We start from the raw sequence: 17,667 nt of genomic DNA, 5'->3' as shown, positions 1-17,667 counted from the left end.
GGCGGCGGCCCGTCCGCGGCGGCGGCCTCCAGAGGGCGGCGAGGGTGGAGTCTCCACCACACGATCCGCCCCTGAAGTGCCCCTTCCACCACCCTGGATGCCCGAACGGACGGCTCCGCGCCCGATATCCCCGGAATGCCCCCTGATTCGGCCCCCTCAGGGGGCACCGGCCCGCCGCCCGGCAGGCACGGCCGGGAACCGCCCCGCTCTCGCTGTCGCCCTCCGGCGACCACGCACACGCCGGGCGGCCGACGACGCTGCCGCAAAGGGCGCGGGCCCGCCTCGCCGACGCCCTCCACCCCGCGCCCCACCGGCCCGCCGGACGGCCGGGGCCGTGAGCGGGGGACCGGGTCAAGCCGCGTTTCCGGACCGCGGAGAACCCGCCCCCGGCGGGCAGGGCCGGGCCACCGCCCCGGATCGTGCCGTGCGGGTGGCGTGGTGCCGCCCACCACCAGTACGTTAGTACTCATGTACGAGACGCCCCCCGCTCCCCACCCGCGGCGCGATTCCGTCCTGTCCAAGGCGCAGGCCCGGCGCATCGCGCTCGCCGCTCAGGGGTTCACCGACCGGCGCCCCTCCGGGGCGGCCACCATGCGGCACGTGCAGCGGGTCGTGGACCGGGTGGGCGTCGTGCAGATCGACAGCGTGAACGTGCTCTCCCGCAGCCACTACCTGCCGTTCTTCTCCCGGCTGGGCCCCTACGACCGGGAGCTGCCCGACCGTGCCGCCACCCGGCGCGGGGGCCGCCGCCTGGTGGAGTACTGGGCACACGAGGCCAGCCTGGTCCCGCCTCGGACGCACCGGCTGCTGCGCTGGCGGATGGCGCGCGCCCGGGACGAGTCCTGGGGCTTCATGCAGGAGGTCGCGGTCGACCACGGCGACCTCGTCAAGGCGGTCCGCGAGGAGGTCGAGCGGCACGGCCCGGCCACCTCCCGGGAGATCGAGGCGGCCCTGGAGCACGACGCGCCGCGCCCCAAGGAGCACTGGGGCTGGAACTGGTCGCTGGTCAAGCGCGCCCTGGAGTACCTGTTCTGGTGCGGCGAGGTCACCGCCGACGGACGCACCCCCCAGTTCGAGCGCCGCTACGACCTGGTGTCGCGGGTCCTGCCGCCCGAGGTGCACCAGGCGCCCGACCCCGACCCGGACGAGGCCCGCCGCGAGCTGGTGCGCATCGCCGCGCGCGCCCATGGCGTGGCAACCGAGCCCTGCCTGCGCGACTACTTCCGGCTGAAGTCCGCTCCGGGCCGCGCCGCCGTGGCCGACCTGGTCGACTCCGGCGAGCTGGTGCCCGTGCGGGTGGAGGGCTGGGACGCCCCCGCCTACCTGCACCGGGACGCCCGGGTGCCGCGGCGGGTGGACGCCCGCGCGCTGCTCAGCCCGTTCGACTCACTGGTGTGGGAGCGCAACCGCACCGAGGCGCTGTTCGGCTTCCGCTACCGGCTGGAGATCTACGTGCCCGCACCCAAGCGCGTGCACGGGTACTACGTGCTGCCGTTCCTGCTGGGCGACCGCCTGGTGGCCCGGGTCGACCTGAAGGCCGACCGGGCCTCGGGGCGGCTGCTGGCGCGCCGCACCACGCTGGAGCCGGACGCGCCCGCGGACACGTCGGCGGCCCTCCAGGCCGAGCTGGAGTCGATGGCCTCCTGGCTCGGCCTGGAGGGCGGCGTCACACACGCTCGATGATCGTCACGTTGGCCTGGCCGCCGCCCTCGCACATGGTCTGCAGGCCGTAGCGGCCGCCGGTGCGGCGCAGCTCGTGCACGAGCTTGGTCATCAGCACCGTCCCGGTGGCGCCCAGCGGGTGCCCCAGGGCGATCGCGCCGCCGTTGGGGTTGACCGTGGCCATGTCGGCGCCCAGCTCGTGGGCCCAGGCCAGCGGCACCGGCGCGAAGGCCTCGTTGATCTCGGTGACGTCGATGTCGCCCATGGCCAGGCCCGCCTTCTCCAGCGCGAGGCGGGTGGCGGGGATGGGCGCGGTGAGCATGTACACCGGGTCGTCGCCGATCAGGGACAGCTGCACGATGCGCGCCAGCGGGGTCAGCCCGTGCCGCTCCACGGCGTCCTCGGAGGCGATCAGCACCGCCCCGGCGCCGACGGAGATCTGGCTGGCCACGGCGGCGGTCAGCTCCCACCCCTCGCGCAGCGGGTCCAGCCCGGCCATCTTCTCCAGGCTGGTGTCGGGGCGCACGCCCTCGTCGCGCTCGACCCCGGCCAGCGGCGCGGTCTCGGCGTCGAAGCGCCCGGCCTCCAGCGCGGCCGCCGCCCTCTGGTGGCTCTGCAGCGCGAACTCCTCCAGCTCGGCGCGCTTGAAGCCCCACTTCTCGCACATCAGCTGGGCGCCGCGGAACTGGGAGATCTCCTGGGTGCCGTAGCGCCCGGTCCACCCGTCGCCGAACAGCGGCAGCCCCTCGTCGAGGGCGTACTTGACGCTGGAGCCCATGGGCACCATGCCCATGTTCTCCACACCGGAGGCGACCACCAGGTCCTGCGTGCCGGACATGACCCCCTGGGCGGCGAAGTGGATCGCCTGCTGGGAGGAGCCGCACTGGCGGTCGATGGTCACCCCGGCGACGGTCTCGGGCAGCCCGGCCGACAGCCAGGCGGTGCGGGCCAGGTCGAGCGACTGCGGGCCGACCTGGCTCACGCAGCCCATGACCACGTCCTCCACGGCGGCCGGATCGGCGCCGGTGCGCACCATCAGCTCCTTGAGCACGTGGGCGCCGAGGTCGGCGGGATGGACCCCGGCGAGCGCGCCCTTCTTGGTGCCGACGGGGGTGCGGACGGCCCCGACGATGTATGCCTCGGCCATGCGGTCCTCCAGGGGGTGGCGCGGGACGTTCCAACGAGTCTTACCGAATCATATTCGGTTTGGCCCGCGGCGCCCAGCACCGGGGTACCGCCACGGGGGTCCGGCGGAGGGGAGGCGCACGTCAGAGCGGTCTGCGGGGCGGCTCCTCGCCCGCCAGCCCCGCGTCCTCCTCGTCGCCGAGCGTGCTGCGGGCCAGCCGGTGCAGTTCGGCCGCCAGCTCCGGGTCGGCGTCGGGCCCGAACCCGCGCACCAGGCGGCGCAGCGCCTCCTCCTGCGCGTCGAACAGGCGGCGGGCGGCGTCCCGGCCCTGCGCGGTGAGGCGCCAGGCCTCCCCCTCCCCCGCCCGCTCCATCAGCCCGGCCGACTCCAGCTCGCCGCGGATCCCCGCCGCCGGGGACACCTCCCCCCGGGACAGCTCCTCCAGCTCGCCGGGGGCCAGCGGCCCGGTCTCCGCCAGGTGGGTGAGCACCCAGCAGGCGCCGGGCGACAGGTCGAGGTCGGCCGCGTCGGCCAGCCTGGCGTACATGTCGCGGGCGCCCCGCACCCCGCAGGCGCGGTACACCGCCCGCTCGGCCGCGCCCAGGACGCCCCGGTCGGGCCCGTCCGCACGCACCGGCGCCACCGCCTCGTCCAGGGCGGGCGCCTCGATGGTGGTGCGCAGCGGCACCTGCCGCAGGAACAGGGACAGCACGAAGGCGGCCGCCGCCACCGGCACCGCGTACAGGAACACCGTGTCCACCGAGTCCGAGTAGGCGGCCAGCACCGCGGTGCGGACCGCCTCGGGCGCCCGCGCGAGCGCGTCGGGGCTGGACTCCAGCGCCGAGGGGTCGAAGCCGGGCGGGACCGGCACCCCGCGCAGCCGGTCGGCGATATTGCCGCTCAACTGGGCGGCGAACACCGCACCGAAGGCCGAGGCGCCGAAGGCGCCGCCGATGGACCGGAAGAAGGTCGCCGCCGAGGTGGCCGCGCCCAGGTCCCGCTGGGCGGCGGCGTTCTGCACCGCCAGCACCACCACCTGCATGGTCAGCCCGAGGCCGCACCCCATGAGGAACAGGTAGAGGCTCATCACCGGGTAGGCGGTCTCCGGCCGGAGCGTGGACAGCAGGTACAGCGCCACCGCCACCAGCGCCGTTCCGGCCACCGGGTAGAGCTTGTAGTGGCCGGTGCGGGTGACCAGCTGCCCGCTGCCGATCGAGCAGATGAGCATGCCCGCCACCATCGGCAGCAGGTGCAGGCCCGACTCGGTGGGCGTGTAGCCGTGCACGATCTGCAGGAACAGCGGCAGGTAGGTCATCGCGCCCATCATCGCGAAGCCGACGGCGAAGCTGACCAGGCCGCCGATGACCACCACCGGGCTGGAGAACAGCCCGAGCGGCAGCACCGGGTCGGCGGCGCGGCGGGCGCTGAGCCACCAGCCGGTGCCGCACACCGCCGCCGCCAGGAGCAGCAGCAGGATCTGCGGGGAGGCCCAGCCGTACTCGTTGCCGCCCCAGGAGGTGACCAGCACCAGGCACACGGCGGTCAGGGCGATCAGCACGATGCCCGCGTAGTCGATCCGGACGGCGGCCCGCCCGCCGCCCCGGGGCAGCGCCGCCACCAGCGCGACCAGCGCCACCGCCGCCAGCGGCAGGTTGACGTAGAACACCCAGCGCCAGGACAGGTGGTCCACGATGAACCCGCCGATCAGCGGCCCGGCGACGCTGGCCACCCCGAACACCGCACCGAACAGGCCCATGTAGCGGCCGCGGCGGCGCGGCGGGACCACGTCGCCGATGACCGACTGGGCCAGCACCATCAGGCCGCCCCCGCCGATGCCCTGCACCGCGCGGAACAGCACCAGCGCCACGAAGCTCTGGGCGGTGCCGCACAGCGCCGAGCCGAGCAGGAACACGCCCAGGCAGGTGATCAGCACCCACTTGCGGCCGAGCAGGTCGCCGAGCTTGCCCCACAGCGGGGTGGTGGCGGTGACCGCCAGCAGGTAGGCGGTGACCATCCAGGAGATGTGGCTCAGCCCGCCCAGGTCCGAGGCGATCCGCGGCAGGGCGGTGGCCACGATGGTCTGGTCGAGGGCGGCCAGCATCACCGCCAGCAGCAGGGCGGTCAGGATCACCGCGAGCCGGGGTGCGCCCTCGCCCCGGCGGCCGCGGGTGCGCGACGGTGCCTCGTGCCTGCCCATGCCCCGAGGGTGGACCGCCCCCGGCGGCCCCGCACGCCGCCGCTCCGGCGCCGGTGCGGACTTTACGGTGCTTTGGGCCCCGGGCCGGAGCCGATGGACGGGGCGGCCGGGGGCCCAGCCGCCCGGACCGGGCCCCGCGCTGTAAAACCGAACGCGATTCGGTTACCGTGGGCATGACCCGGGCCCACCCGGCCCCGCCCCCGAGGAGGAGCACGCGCATGCAGAGGGAGATCTTCGAGGAGGAGCACGACCTCTTCCGCGAGTCGGTCGCCGCGTTCCTGGCCCGCGAGGTCGTCCCGCACCACGGCCAGTGGGAGCGCGACGGCATCGTGCCGCGCGAGGTGTGGACCGCCGCCGGGAAGGTGGGCCTGCTCGGGCTGGGCGTGCCCGAGGAGTACGGCGGCAGCGGGGTGAAGGACTACCGGTTCAACGCGGTCGTCTCCGAGGAGATCTGCCGCGCCCACGCCAGCGGGCTCGGGTTCACCCTGCAGAACGATGTGATGGCCCCCTACATGGTGGAGCTGACCACCGAGGAGCAGAAGCGCCGCTGGCTGCCCGGGTTCAGCAGCGGCGAGCTGATCACCGCCATCGCCATGACCGAGCCGGGCGCCGGCAGCGACCTGCAGGGCATCCGCACCACCGCGGTCCGCGACGGCGGCGACTACGTGCTCAACGGCCAGAAGACCTTCATCACCAACGGCATCAACGCCGACCTGGTCGTGGTGGTGGCCCGCACCGACCCCGACGCCGGGGCGCACGGCATCTCGCTGCTGGCGGTCGAGCGGGGCATGCCCGGCTTCGAGCGCGGCCGCAACCTGGACAAGATCGGGCTCAAGGCCCAGGACACCGCCGAGCTGTCCTTCTCCGACGTGCGGGTGCCCGCCGCCAACCTGCTCGGCGAGGAGGGCCAGGGCTTCGTCCACCTGATGGAGCGCCTCCCCCAGGAGCGGCTGTCCATCGCGGTAGCCTCCACCGCCGGGGCCGAGCAGATGCTCGCCGCCACCATCGCGTACTGCAAGGAGCGCACCGTCTTCGGGCGGCCCATCTCCCGGTTCCAGAACACCCGGTTCCTGCTGGCCGAACTGGCCACCGAGGTGGACCTGGCCCGCACCTACGTGGACCGGGCGATCACCCTGCTCAACCGGAACGAGCTGACCGTGGAGGACGCCGCCAAGGCCAAGTGGTGGTGCTCGGAACTGGCCAACAAGGTGATGGACCGGTGCCTGCAGCTGCACGGCGGGTACGGGTACATGATGGAATACCCCGTGGCGAAGGCCTGGCAGGACGCCCGCATCCAATCGATCTTCGGCGGCACGACGGAGATCATGAAGGAGATCGTGGGCCGGTCGCTGGGTCTGTGACACCGGGGGCGGCACACCCCCCACCATGAAAGGGTCGGCGGCATGACCGGTGCATGGGACGGCCTGATCGTCCTCGGCCTCTTGGTCGTCCTCCTCGTGATCGGGGTGCGCAAGCTGCGCCCCCGGATGCACATCCCCTGGACCACCGGGGGGATCGTGGTCTTCTTCATCTTCCTGGTGCTGCTGCTGTGGGCCTGGTCCTGGCGCTGACGCCGGACCGGGGAGTGGTGCGTGGGTCGCGGCCGTAGAAGGCACCGGCGGCGTCATGTCCATCGCAAGGCCGGGGGGAGAGAGCCGGTCAGCAGGCTGTCGACTGATGAGAACACAGCGAAGGGCGTGCCCGGGCGCCGCGCAGTAGGTCATGATCCAATCAACACGCCCTAGACCCCCGGCCGCCGCCGGTGGGGGCGGGGCCTATTCGGCCTTCATCGGGATCTCGAACCAGACGGCCTTGCCGGTGGGCGTGGGCCGCGATCCCCACCGCGCGGCGAGCTGGTCCACCAGGTAGAGCCCGCGCCCGCCCTCGTCGTCGGCGCCCGCGCTGCGGATCCGCGGCAGGCGCAGGTCGTTGTCGAAGACCTCCACCCACACCGACTCGGCACCGCGCCGCAGCCGCAGCCAGAAGGTGCTGTCCGGCTCATCGGGCTCCTCCTCGGCCAGCTCCTCCAGCAGGTCCGACCAGTCCTCGGAGAAGTCCTCGGCGACGCCGTCGACACCGGCGCCGGCGCCCGGCCCCGCCGCCTCGGCCGCCGAGTCCCGCACCCCCTCGGGGGTGAACTCCCTGCGCACCGGGTGCGGGGTGGCATGGATGACCACGTTGGTGACGATCTCGGAGACCAGCAGGCAGGCCAGCTCGGCCTGGCCCGGGTCCATCCCCCACTCGGCGAAGGTGGAGGCGGCCAGGTGCCGCGCCTGGGCCACGGTGGCCGCCTCGGCGGCGTACCGCTCCTCCCGCAGCGCCAGCTCCTCGGGGTGGGTGCGCACCACCAGCAGCGCGGTGTCGTCGTCGGTCTCCCCGGGCACCGAGGACAGGGCGGCGTCGGCGATCCGCTCCACGTCCCGCTCGGCGACCCGGTCCACCCGCTCGCGCAGCCGCTCCAGGGCGCGCCGGGGGTCGGCCTCCCCGCCCACGGGGCGGCGGTCCACCAGCCCGTCGGTGTAGAGCAGCAGCGCCGCACCGGGCGGCAGGGTCACGTCGGCCTGGTGGTAGACGGCCTCGTCGTAGGGGACGCCCCGGGCCTTGCCGCCCAGGAGCGAGTCGGTGACCTCCAGGGCCAGCTCGCACACCTCGCCGTCGGCGATGAGCAGCGGCGGCTGGTGCCCGGCGTTGGCGTAGGACAGCTGCCGGGACCAGGCGTCGTAGACCATGTACAGGCAGCTCACGCTGGGCACCCACAGGCCGCCCGTGCCGTCCGGGCGGCCCAGCCGCCGCACCCACTCGTCCAGCTCGCGCAGGATGTCGGCGGGCTCGCGGTCGGCCTGGGCGAACGCGCGCAGCGCCGCGCGCAGCTGGCCCATCACCGCGGCGGCGTGCGGCCCGCGGCCCTCCACGTCGCCCACGACGATGCCCACGCGCCCGGCCGACAGCGGCACGACGTCGTAGAAGTCGCCGCCGACCTGGGTCTGGATGCCGTGCCCGTGCGCCTCCAGCGGCTTGGCGGGCACGTACCGGTGGGCGATGGACAGCCCGTCGAAGGGCGGGAACGAGGTGGGCAGCAGGCTGTTCTGGAAGGCCAGCGCGGTGCTGCGCTCCTCCTCGAAGAGGCGGGCGTTGTCGATGGCCAGCGCCACCCGGGAGGCCACCGCCCCCGCCAGGTCGCAGTCGAAGCCGTCGTAGGCGGTCTTGTCCCGGGGGGTGAGCCGGGACAGCGCCAGGGTGAGCACCCCCAGCAGCTCGCCGCGGGCGCGCAGCGGCGCGGCCACCGCGGAGGCCAGCCCCACCTGGTCGGCGACGCGGGCGGAGCGCTCGTCCACCATGCCGGGCGGGTGCCGCAGGTCGCCCGTGGACACGGTCTCCAGGCGGCGCATGGCGCGGGCGGCGAAGTGCCGCTCGGGGTAGCGCACCTCCTGGCCGACGTCGGGCCAGGTGCCGGGGGGCGGCGACCACCCCTCGGCGTGCACCGACACGCGGCGCACCAACCGGTCGTGGTCGTAGAGGTCGATGAAGCAGTGGTCGGCGAACTGGGGGACGAGGGTCTCGGCGACGGCCTTCAGCGCGCCGTCGAACTGCAGCGACCCGGCCAGCCGGGCGCCGATGCGCTCCAGCAGCCCGTACTGCTCCTCCACGCGGCCGCTGCGCATCGCCTCGTAGGCGAAGATGGCCATGCCCTCGACGGCGCCGTCCTCGCCGCACATCGGCACCGCCTGGGCGCGCACGTGCATCCAGGCGGCGTCGGCGCGCACCACGGCGAAGGTGCCCTCCCAGGTCTGGCCGCGCAGCACCTGGCGGGCGAGCTGGGAGGCGCGCTCGCGGTCGGACTCGTGCACGCCGATGTCGAGCAGGGACGCGCCGATCGGGTCGGCGCGCCCGGTGAAGCCGAACAGGCGGCGGGCGTAGGCGTTCCAGTAGCGCAGGTGGCTGAAGCGGTCGGCCACGATGACGGCGATCTGCGCCTGCTCGACGACCGTCTCCCCGGTGATCGCGCTGTCGTCGTAAAAGGCTTCCCCCCACCGCTTCATTCAGCCGCCACCTTGCCGTCAAGGATCCGCACCGTGCCGACCCGCGCGTTCTCCGGATCGCCCCCGCTTTCGCCCGAGCATAGCCCCACAGGGCGCAAATCCGCAGAGCAACGCGACATTTCGGGGACAGGGGCGCTCCGGCCGCCGCGCCCGGGCACGGTCAGTGCTTGGCGACGAAGACGTGGCCGGCGACCTCCCGTGAGAGCTCCCCCGCCGTGCCGTCGCCGGAGCGCGGCAGCACCCGCACCCCGTCCTCGGTGGCGGTCAGGCGGACCTCGCCGCCCGGGCGCACCCCGGCGTCCTTCAGTTGCCGCATGACCTCGGTGTCGGTCTGCAGGTGCTCGCTGATCCGGCGGACCGTGACCGTGGTCTCGGCGCCGTTGGCGATCTCGGTCATGGGGGCGATGGAGTCGTCGGAGAACGGCTCGGGCGAGTAGTCGGCCAGGCCCAGCTCGTCCAGGCCGGGGATGGGGTTGCCGTGCGGGCACACGGAGGGGGCGTTGAGCAGCCCGACCAGGCGCTCCTCGACCGCCTCGGAGATGACGTGCTCCCAGCGGCACGCCTCCACGTGCACGTCCTCCCAGGCCAGGCCGATCACGTCGACGAGGAGGCGCTCGGCGAGCCGGTGCTTGCGCATGACGTGCATGGCGAGGCGCCGCCCCTCGGAGGTCATCACGAGGTGCCGGTCGTTCTCCACCCGCAGGAGGCCGTCGCGCTCCATCCGGGCCACCGTCTGGCTCACGGTGGGGCCGCTCTGGTGCAGGCGCTCCGCGATGCGCGCGCGGAGCGGGACGATGCCCTCCTCCTCAAGCTCGAAGATGGTACGCAGGTACATCTCCGTGGTGTCGATGAGCCCGTGTGCGGTCAACGCTCTCCTCCCCTCGTCGGCCGTTGAGAGCCGGCCGCCGCAGAACTCTCAACACCGGTCGGCGGCAACGGATTCCCCGCTCCGAGCGGAGTCGAACAGCCTGCCGATGGCCTCCATCATAGCGTCCGGAAAGGGGCGCGTTCCGGCCGCGGGGACCCCGTGTGCGGCGGCGCGCGCTCACGGCGACAGGCGGTCGATGCTCCAGTGCCCGCCGCCGCCCACTCCGGTGCGCAGATACCGGAAGCGGTCGTGCATGCGGTCCGATCCCCCCTGCCAGAACTCGGCCTCGTAGGGGACGATCCGGTAGCCGCCCCAGTACTCGGGCCGCGGCACCTCCTCCTCATCCTCCCAGAACGCCTCCCAGTGGGCATACCGCTCCTGCAGCAGGGAACGGTCGGTGACAGGGGAGGACTGATGCGCGCTCGCCCACGCACCGATCCGGGAGCCCCGGGGACGCGACCGGAAATAGGCGTCGTTCTCGGCGTCCCCGAGCGGTTCGGCGCGCCCGATGAAGGAGACCTGGCGCCGGATCGGGTGCCAGGGGAAGAGCACCGCGGCGCGCGGCTCCCGCTCCAGCGCGCGGGCCTTGCGGGAGCGGCGGTTGGTGAAGAAGCGCAGCCCGGCCGCGTCGAAGCCCTTCAGGAGCACGGTGCGCGAGCGCGGCGCGCCGCCGGGGTCGACGGTGCTCAGCACCATCGCGTTGGGCTCGGCCAGCCCCGCCTTCGCGGCCTGGGAGAACCACAGGTCGAACAGCTCCATCGGGTCATCGGGCAGCTCAGAGCGGCCCAAAGGTGCACCGGAATAGGGTTCGCGCAGCTCAGCCGGGTCACAATTGCTCACAATCGTGCATCCTCCACGGTTCGCCCGCCGAGCGCAAAGGACGGCGCCATGACCGAGTTCAGACCCGGGCTCGAAGGAGTCACGGCCTTCCGCACCCAGATCGCCGAGCCGGACAAGGACGGCGGCGCCCTCCGCTACCGCGGGGTCGACATCGAGCACCTGGTGGGGAAGGTGACCTACGGCCGCGTGTGGGGACTGCTCGTCGACGACGCCCTGGACCCGGGGCTGCCGGCGGCCGAGGCGCCGCCGTCCCCCGTGCGCACCGGGGACGTGCGGGTGGACGTGCAGGCCGCGCTGGCCGCGTTCGCCCCGCAGATGGGGCTGTCCCCGCTGCTGGACACCGAACCCGAACAGGCGCGCGAGGACGTGGCGCACGTGGCCTCCGCCGCGCTGGCGGTGATCGCCCGCGCGGCGCGCGCGGCCGCCGGCGGCGGCACGGAGGTGCCCGAGGCGCGGGCGGCCGAGGGCGCCACGGCGGTGGAGCGGTTCATGATCGCGCTGCGCGGCGACCCCGACCCCGACCACGTGCGGGCGGTGGACGCCTACTGGACCTCGGCGGCCGAGCACGGCATGAACGCCTCCACCTTCACCGCCCGGGTGATCGCCTCCACCGGGGCGGACGCGGCCGCGGCGATGTCCGGTGCGGTGGGGGCGATGTCCGGCCCGCTGCACGGCGGGGCCCCGGCCCGGGTGCTGCACCTGCTGGACGGGGCCGAACGGTCCGGGGACGCGCGGGCCCATGTGCGCGGGGTCCTGGACCGCGGGGAGCGGCTGATGGGGTTCGGGCACCGGGTGTACCGGGCCGAGGACCCGCGCGCCCGGGTGCTCCGGCGCACCGCCCGCGAGTTGGGCGCGCCCCGGTACGAGGCGGCGGCCGCGGTGGAGGAGGCGGCCCTGGCCGAGCTGGCCGAGCGCAAGCCGGACCGGGTGCTGGCGACCAACGTGGAGTACTGGGCGGCGGTGGTGCTCGACTTCGCGCGGATCCCGGCGGAGCTGTTCACGCCGATGTTCACGGCCGCGCGGCTGGCCGGGTGGTCGGCGCACGTGCTGGAGCAGCGGCTGACCGGTCGGCTGGTGCGGCCGAGCGCCGAGTACGCGGGCCCGGCCGAGCGGCCCCTGGAGGAGGTCGCCGGGGCCCAGGAGGCGCTCGCCCAGGGGGTCTGAGGCGTGGTGACCGGGCCGGGTGCGTTCGCGGGTCGGATCCGTCGGCGGCGGCGGAAGCATGGTCACCGCAAGGCCCCGACCGGGGAGCCGGTCGGCACACCGCCGACCGGTGGGAACGACGGGAACGCCGCGGGGCCGGGCCCGGGCGTCGCACGGGAGGGCCCGATCTGAAAATCCTGCCCTCCCGCCCGGCGCGGTAGCGGCCGCGCACGGCGCCGCTCCGGGACGCGGCTCCGGGACGCCGGACCGGGGCGCCGCACCGGGGCGCCGCACCGGGGCGCCGCCCCTTCCCCGCCGCCGATTCCGACATTCCTCCGCCATTCCGCCGGAGGGGTCGCGGGAACCACGGATTAACACCGATTCACATCCGGTGGTCAGGGCGCGGATTTTCGGCCCGCGGCACGGTATCGGGCCACTACGGGCACCCCTCACCTGCGGCGCAATGGGCGCGGCCACTACCATGACCCGGGTGAGCGACATTCAGATTCCTGCGAACCTGCTGCCCACAGACGGACGATTCGGGTGCGGCCCGTCGAAGGTCCGCCCCGAGCAACTGAAGGCCCTCGCCGATTCCGGATCCGCCTACTTCGGCACCTCGCACCGGCAGAAGCCGGTCAAGTCCCTCGTCGGGCGGGTGCGGAGCGGGCTCGCGTCGCTGTTCTCCCTGCCCGAGGGGTACGAGGTGGTGCTCGGCAACGGCGGCACGACCGCGTTCTGGGACATCGCCGCCCACGGCCTGATCCGCGAGCGCTCCCAGCACCTCGACTTCGGCGAGTTCTCCTCCAAGTTCGCCAAGGTCGCCAAGGGCGCGCCCTGGCTCGGCGAGCCGACCGTGGTCTCCGCCGACCCCGGCACGCACGGCGAGCCGCGGGCCGAGGAGGGCGTGGACGCCTACGCGCTCACCCACAACGAGACCTCCACCGGCGTCGCCGCCCCGATCCGGCGCCCCGCGGGCGCCGACACCGACTCCCTGGTGCTGGTGGACGCCACCAGCGGCGCCGGGGGCCTGCCGGTCGACATCGCCGAGACGGACGTCTACTACTTCGCCCCGCAGAAGTGCTTCGCCGCCGACGGCGGGCTGTGGGTCGCGATCATGTCGCCCAAGGCGCTGGAGCGCGCCGCCGCGATCGCCGACTCGGGGCGCTACATCCCCACGTTCCTCTCGCTCACCACGGCGATCGACAACTCCCGCAAGGACCAGACCTACAACACCCCCGCGGTGGGCACGCTGCTCCTCCTCGCCGAGCAGATCGAGTGGCTCAACGCCCAGGGCGGCCTGGACTGGGCGGTCTCCCGCACCGCCGAGTCCTCCCAGACCCTCTACACCTGGGCGGAGAAGAACTCCTCCACCACGCCGTTCGTCGCCGACCCGGCACAGCGCTCCCAGGTGGTGGGCACCATCGACTTCGACGAGTCGGTGGACGCCGCCAAGGTGGCCGCCGCGCTGCGGGCCAACGGCATCGTGGACACCGAGCCCTACCGCAAGCTGGGCCGCAACCAGCTGCGCATCGGCATGTTCCCGGCGGTGGAGCCGTCCGACGTGCAGGCGCTGACCGCCTGCATCGACCACGTCGTCGGCGAGTTGGCCTAGCTCCCCCGGACCCGGTACACATGGGGGTCGGCCCGCCCTGGGCCGGCCCCCTCTTCTCTTTCCGACGAGCCCCAGGCCGGGAGTGGATCGCCCAGTGCGCAGGAACAAGCGGCAGCCCGAGACCGTCATCGTCTCCCACCGCGGCGCGCCGGGCCACCGGCCCGAGCACACCCTGGCCTCTTACCGGCTGGGGGCGCGGCACGGCGGCGACTTCATCGAGACCGACCTGGTGGCCACCGCCGACGGGGCCCTGGTGGCGCGGCACGAGCCGGAGATCGGCGGCACCACCGACGTGGCCGACCGGCCCGAGTTCGCCGACCGGCGCACCACCCGCACCGTCGACGGCGTCGAGCACACCGGCTGGTTCGCCCAGGACTTCACCCTGGCGGAACTGCGGACGCTGCGCGCCGTCGAGCGCATCCCGGACGTGCGGCCGGACAACGCCTCCTATGACGGGGAGTTCACGATCCCCACGCTTGAGGAGATCATCGGGCTCGCCAAGGAGATGACGGCGGAGCTGGGGCGCCCGGTCGGGATCTACCCGGAGACCAAGAGCCCGGCCTACCACGAGGCGGCGGGGCTGGGGCTGGAGGAGCCGCTGGCGGCGGCGCTGCGGGAGCACGGGCTGGCCGGGCCCGAGCCGGAGGTCCCCGTCTTCCTGCAGTCCTTCGAGAGCGGCAGCCTGAAGAAGCTCGCCGACGTGGGGGTGCCGCTGGTCTTCCTGATGGAGGACGCCGAGCCGTGGCACCGCTTCACCGGTGCGGAGGGGCTGGCCGAGGTCGCGTCGTTCGCGCACGCCATCGGCCCGGACAAGGGCATGGTGGTGGCCCGCGAGGAGGACGGGTCGCTGGGCGCGCCCACCGGCCTGGTGGAGGCCGCGCACGAGGCCGGGCTGCTGGTGCACCCCTACACCTTCCGCAGCGAGAACCGCTTCCTGCCGACCGACCTGCGCTCGGAGGGCGGGGAGGGCGAGTACGGGTCCTTCGCCGCCGAGTACGCGGCGTTCTTCACCGCCGGGGTGGACGGGGTGTTCACCGACTTCTCCCGGCACGCCCTCCTGGCCCGCGAGATCCACGCCGAACAGGGCTGAGCGCACGCTCAGGAGGCCGCGCGCAGCCGGTCGACGCCGTCGAGGAGCAGGTCGAGCCCGAACGCGAAGGCGTCGTCCCCGGGCGGGGCGGCGAGGTGGTGGCGGATGTGGGCCAGCAGGTCCGGGAACGGTTCCAGGGCCGGTGAGCGCAGCAGGGGTTCGCCCGCCTCGCGCATCCCCTCCTGGTCCAGCGGGAACCCGACCGCCTGCAGCGCGTGGCCGACGATGTGGTTCTCCACGGCGTGGTAGGCGCGGTCGAGCAGGCCGGGCGGGAAGCCGGCCTCCCGAAGGCTGCGCAGGGCGCCGTCCATGTAGCGCATCCGGGCGGGCCCCACGGCCAGGCGCGAGGTCCACAGCGCGGGCAGCCACGGATGGCGCAGCATGACGGCGTGCGCGCTCAGGGCCCGCCCGCGCGCGTAGGCCCGCCAGGGGGTGCCGTCCTCGGGCAGCACGATCTCCTCAGCGGTGCTCTCGACCATGGCGTCCAGCAGGTCGTCCTTGCCGCCGACGTGGTTGTACAGCGCCATCGCCTCCACGCCGAGCTCCCGCCCCAGGCGGCGCATCGTCAGCGCCTCCACCCCCTCGGCGTCCGCGAGACCGACGGCGGCCTCCACCACGCGCGGGCGGTTGAGCGTGGTGCGGCGTCCTCTCTCGGCCATGTGCGGCTCTCCCCATCCCCTTGACGTCCGGTCGGCCGCAGCTTAACGTACGGCGTAAATATTTACGGCGTAAATAGCGGGAGCGGACATGCGGGCGATCGTCCAGGACGGGTACGGAGAGCCGACGGCGGTGCTGCGGCTCCGCGAACACGGCCGCCCCCAGCCGCGCGGCGGCGAGGTGCTGGTGCGCGTGGCCGCCTCGTCGGTGAACCCCGCGGACCGGATGGTCTCCGCCGGGCGCCCGTACGTGCTGCGCGCCGTATTCGGCCTGTCCCGTCCCCGGCACCGGGTTCCCGGCAAGGACGTCGCCGGGACCGTCGAGGAGGTCGGGCCCGGCGTCACCCGGTTCCGCCCCGGAGACGAGGTGTTCGGGGAGCTTCCGAGCGGCGCCTATGCCGAGTACGCGGTCGCCGGTCAGGACCTCCTGGCCCACAAGCCGGAGTCCGTCGCCTTCACGGAGGCGGCCGCCGTCCCCGTGGCGGGTGTGGCGGCGCTGCAGGGCGTCCGGGACGCCGGCGGGGTGCGCCCGGACCGGCCCGGCCTCCGGGTCCTGGTCAACGGGGCGTCCGGCGGCGTGGGCACGTTCGCGATGCAGATCGCCAAGGCCTACGGGGCGCACGTGACCGCGGCCTGCGGCGCGCACGCTCGCGACCTGGTCCTGTCGATCGGCGCCGACGAGGCCCTGGACCGTGCTGGGGAGGACCTCGGGCACGGCTATGACGTGGTGTTCGACCTGGCCGGTGACCGTCCGCTGCGCACCTTCCGGCGCGCGCTGCGCTCCGGAGGCGTGTACGTGGCGGCCACCGGGCGGCCGGGCGGCGCCGTGCTGGGGCCTCTGCCCTACCTCGGCCGGGTGGGCCTGTCGTCACTGGGGCCCAGCCCGCGGATGCGCGTGTTCGCCGCGAAGCAGAGCGCAGACGACCTCGCGGAGCTCGCCCGCCTGATGGACGAGGAGAAGGTGGCACCGGTCATCGAGGCCGAGTACCCACTGGCTCGGACCGCCGAGGCACTGACCACCCAGGCGAGGGGCCGCCGCCGGGGAAAGACGGTCGTGAATGTCGCCGCTTCCTGACCACCGAGCGGGAGGCAGGTCGGAGAAGCGCCGATGAGGGGGCGGGGACGGTGGAAGAGGGTGATTCCCGGATCCCGCTTGCCGCCCGTCCGGTCACTCGCGGTCCGGGCGGGCGGCTGAGCAGGTACCCCGCTTCAGGACCCCGACCGGGCGGCAGGCCGACGGAGCGCGAGGCCGCAAGGGCGACGACGAGGAACGGTCGGCGGCCCTCGGCGCGGCGTCGTCGGCCGTCCGGCGTGCGGGGAGTCGCCGTGGTGGGCGGCGACCACGCACACGCCCGCCACCCGACAGCGCTACGCCCCCACCTCGGAACTACGTCCTGGTCACGCGGCCCGTGACATGCCCGGCCGCTCTTGGTCCGCCTTGGTCCGCGCGGACCTACGCCTTTCGGACCAGCAGGACGATTCCGGCGATGACCGCCGCAGCCACGCCCGCGCCCGTGAGGATGAACGTCAAGGCACCCGGGCCCGTCGTTTCGGTCGCCACGTCCGGGGCCGACGATGCGTCCTCCGACGGGGAGTGCTCGTCCTCGCCACCGTCCTCGCCTCGCATGTGGTCCGGGATCGGGACCTCCCACACCGGGCTCTCCACGCCTTCGGTGCCGACCAGCACCGACGTCCCGCCGGGGGTGTAAGTCAGCGACTCGCCCTGCTCGGACTCCGGCAGGCCGATCCGCCCCACGCTCTTGCCCGGCACGCCGTCCGCGGCGTCGTAGAACGTCACGCCCCAGTACGTGCGGATGGCGTAGTGGGACCCGTCCGGCGAGAAGGCCGCGTCGGTGGCGTACAGCGGCGCCGAGTCCACGCGCTCCAGGGTGTTGGGGCCGTCCGGGTCGAGGACCTCGGGGGCGGCGTACAGTCCCCCGGCGATCTCCTTGCTGACCACGTATAGGCGGCCGTCGCGCGGGTCGACCATCATCGCCTCGGCGTCCCGGCCTCCATCGGCGTAGGTGAAGGTGAACACCTCGGGCGTGACCGCCGCGTCGGTGAGGCTGTCGGGTTCGCCGAACCGGTAGACCCGGATGTCCGGCCACCCGCCCTGGAAGTTGTCGCCGATGTCCCCCACGTACACGGCGGGCCCGCCGTCACCGCTCTCGGCGACCGCCACGGCCTCCCAGTCGCGCAGCTCCACTCCCGCTCCGCCCAGGGTCAGGGTGGCCGCCGTGTCCCCGTCCCCGTCGACGGCGAAGACCTGGGGGGCGTGGTCGCCGCTGTCGTTGTGCGTCCACACCACGCCCTCGTGGCGGATCGAGGCGGCCATGCCGCTGGACTCGGAGATGCGGGGGTCGTTGACGGTGAAGACCTCCCCCGTCCCCTCGGGCACCGAGGACGAGGCGTCGGGCTCGGGGGTCGCCCCGA

At 74.0% G+C, this 17,667-nt stretch carries 14 protein-coding genes; 7 read left to right on the top strand and 7 right to left on the bottom strand.

Annotated features, from left to right (window positions below; translation table 11 throughout):
- The first annotated feature begins 468 nt into the window (after positions 1-468).
- Positions 469-1,683 carry a winged helix-turn-helix domain-containing protein gene (locus D476_RS0104395; protein ID WP_017622761.1) on the top strand — a complete coding sequence of 405 codons (1,215 nt, stop codon included), beginning with the start codon at positions 469-471 and terminating at the stop codon, positions 1,681-1,683.
- Here D476_RS0104395 and D476_RS0104390 read toward each other — a convergent pair.
- Entirely contained in the window at positions 1,667-2,809 is a 1,143-nt protein-coding gene (locus tag D476_RS0104390; RefSeq protein ID WP_017622760.1) for an acetyl-CoA C-acetyltransferase, read from the bottom strand. The genes D476_RS0104395 and D476_RS0104390 overlap by 17 nt on opposite strands.
- A 121-nt stretch (positions 2,810-2,930) precedes the next feature.
- On the bottom strand, positions 2,931-4,985 hold the full coding sequence (locus D476_RS0104385) for an MFS transporter (RefSeq protein ID WP_017622759.1): 2,055 nt from the start codon (positions 4,983-4,985) through the stop codon (positions 2,931-2,933).
- A gap of 218 nt (positions 4,986-5,203) precedes the next feature.
- Here D476_RS0104385 and D476_RS0104380 point away from each other — a divergent pair, with 218 nt between their 5' ends.
- Together D476_RS0104380 and D476_RS38180 are read left to right on the top strand one after the other, a co-directional pair.
- Positions 5,204-6,346 carry an acyl-CoA dehydrogenase family protein gene (locus D476_RS0104380; protein WP_017622758.1) on the top strand — a complete coding sequence of 381 codons (1,143 nt, stop codon included), beginning with the start codon at positions 5,204-5,206 and terminating at the stop codon, positions 6,344-6,346.
- Positions 6,347-6,388: 42 nt separating this feature from the next.
- Complete coding sequence (locus D476_RS38180) at positions 6,389-6,556, top strand: hypothetical protein (RefSeq protein WP_017622757.1); 168 nt, start codon at positions 6,389-6,391, stop codon at positions 6,554-6,556.
- A gap of 204 nt (positions 6,557-6,760) precedes the next feature.
- On the opposite strand, the gene D476_RS0104370 is transcribed toward D476_RS38180, so the two are convergent.
- The 3 genes from D476_RS0104370 to pdxH all read right to left on the bottom strand — a co-directional run bounded on the left by D476_RS0104370 (position 6,761) and on the right by pdxH (position 10,733).
- Positions 6,761-9,025, bottom strand: a complete 2,265-nt coding sequence (locus tag D476_RS0104370) for an ATP-binding SpoIIE family protein phosphatase (protein ID WP_017622756.1) — start codon at positions 9,023-9,025, stop codon at positions 6,761-6,763.
- Between the two features lie 160 nt (positions 9,026-9,185).
- Positions 9,186-9,893 (bottom strand): metal-dependent transcriptional regulator, encoded by a 708-nt coding sequence (locus D476_RS0104365; protein ID WP_017622755.1) that lies wholly within the window; start codon positions 9,891-9,893, stop codon positions 9,186-9,188.
- Between the two features lie 177 nt (positions 9,894-10,070).
- A complete protein-coding gene (gene pdxH / locus D476_RS0104360) occupies positions 10,071-10,733 on the bottom strand; it encodes a pyridoxamine 5'-phosphate oxidase (protein WP_026123233.1) in 663 nt (220 codons plus the stop codon).
- A gap of 48 nt (positions 10,734-10,781) precedes the next feature.
- Here pdxH and D476_RS0104355 point away from each other — a divergent pair, with 48 nt between their 5' ends.
- The 3 genes from D476_RS0104355 to D476_RS0104345 all read left to right on the top strand — a co-directional run bounded on the left by D476_RS0104355 (position 10,782) and on the right by D476_RS0104345 (position 14,578).
- On the top strand, positions 10,782-11,897 hold the full coding sequence (locus tag D476_RS0104355; protein WP_017622753.1) for a citrate synthase 2: 1,116 nt from the start codon (positions 10,782-10,784) through the stop codon (positions 11,895-11,897).
- Between the two features lie 460 nt (positions 11,898-12,357).
- The gene (serC, locus tag D476_RS0104350) at positions 12,358-13,488 is read left to right on the top strand and encodes a phosphoserine transaminase (protein ID WP_026123232.1); all 1,131 of its coding nucleotides are present in this window, start codon (positions 12,358-12,360) and stop codon (positions 13,486-13,488) included.
- Positions 13,489-13,582: 94 nt separating this feature from the next.
- Positions 13,583-14,578: a glycerophosphodiester phosphodiesterase family protein gene (locus tag D476_RS0104345; RefSeq protein WP_017622751.1), complete on the top strand. Its 996-nt coding sequence runs from the start codon at positions 13,583-13,585 to the stop codon at positions 14,576-14,578.
- 8 nt (positions 14,579-14,586) lie between these two features.
- On the opposite strand, the gene D476_RS0104340 is transcribed toward D476_RS0104345, so the two are convergent.
- Positions 14,587-15,237, bottom strand: a complete 651-nt coding sequence (locus D476_RS0104340) for a TetR/AcrR family transcriptional regulator (protein WP_017622750.1) — start codon at positions 15,235-15,237, stop codon at positions 14,587-14,589.
- Between the two features lie 88 nt (positions 15,238-15,325).
- Here D476_RS0104340 and D476_RS0104335 point away from each other — a divergent pair, with 88 nt between their 5' ends.
- Positions 15,326-16,309: an NAD(P)-dependent alcohol dehydrogenase gene (locus D476_RS0104335; RefSeq protein ID WP_017622749.1), complete on the top strand. Its 984-nt coding sequence runs from the start codon at positions 15,326-15,328 to the stop codon at positions 16,307-16,309.
- 378 nt (positions 16,310-16,687) lie between these two features.
- On the opposite strand, the gene D476_RS0104330 is transcribed toward D476_RS0104335, so the two are convergent.
- Positions 16,688-17,667 (bottom strand): NHL repeat-containing protein (locus D476_RS0104330; protein WP_017622748.1); only part of this gene is annotated, 980 nt, incomplete at its 5' end.

Source organism: Nocardiopsis chromatogenes YIM 90109 (genome assembly GCF_000341185.1).
GTDB lineage: Bacteria > Actinomycetota > Actinomycetes > Streptosporangiales > Streptosporangiaceae > Nocardiopsis_A > Nocardiopsis_A chromatogenes.
The sequence above is the reverse complement of the archived record's forward strand: the minus strand, read 5'-3'. Positions and strand labels throughout refer to the sequence as shown.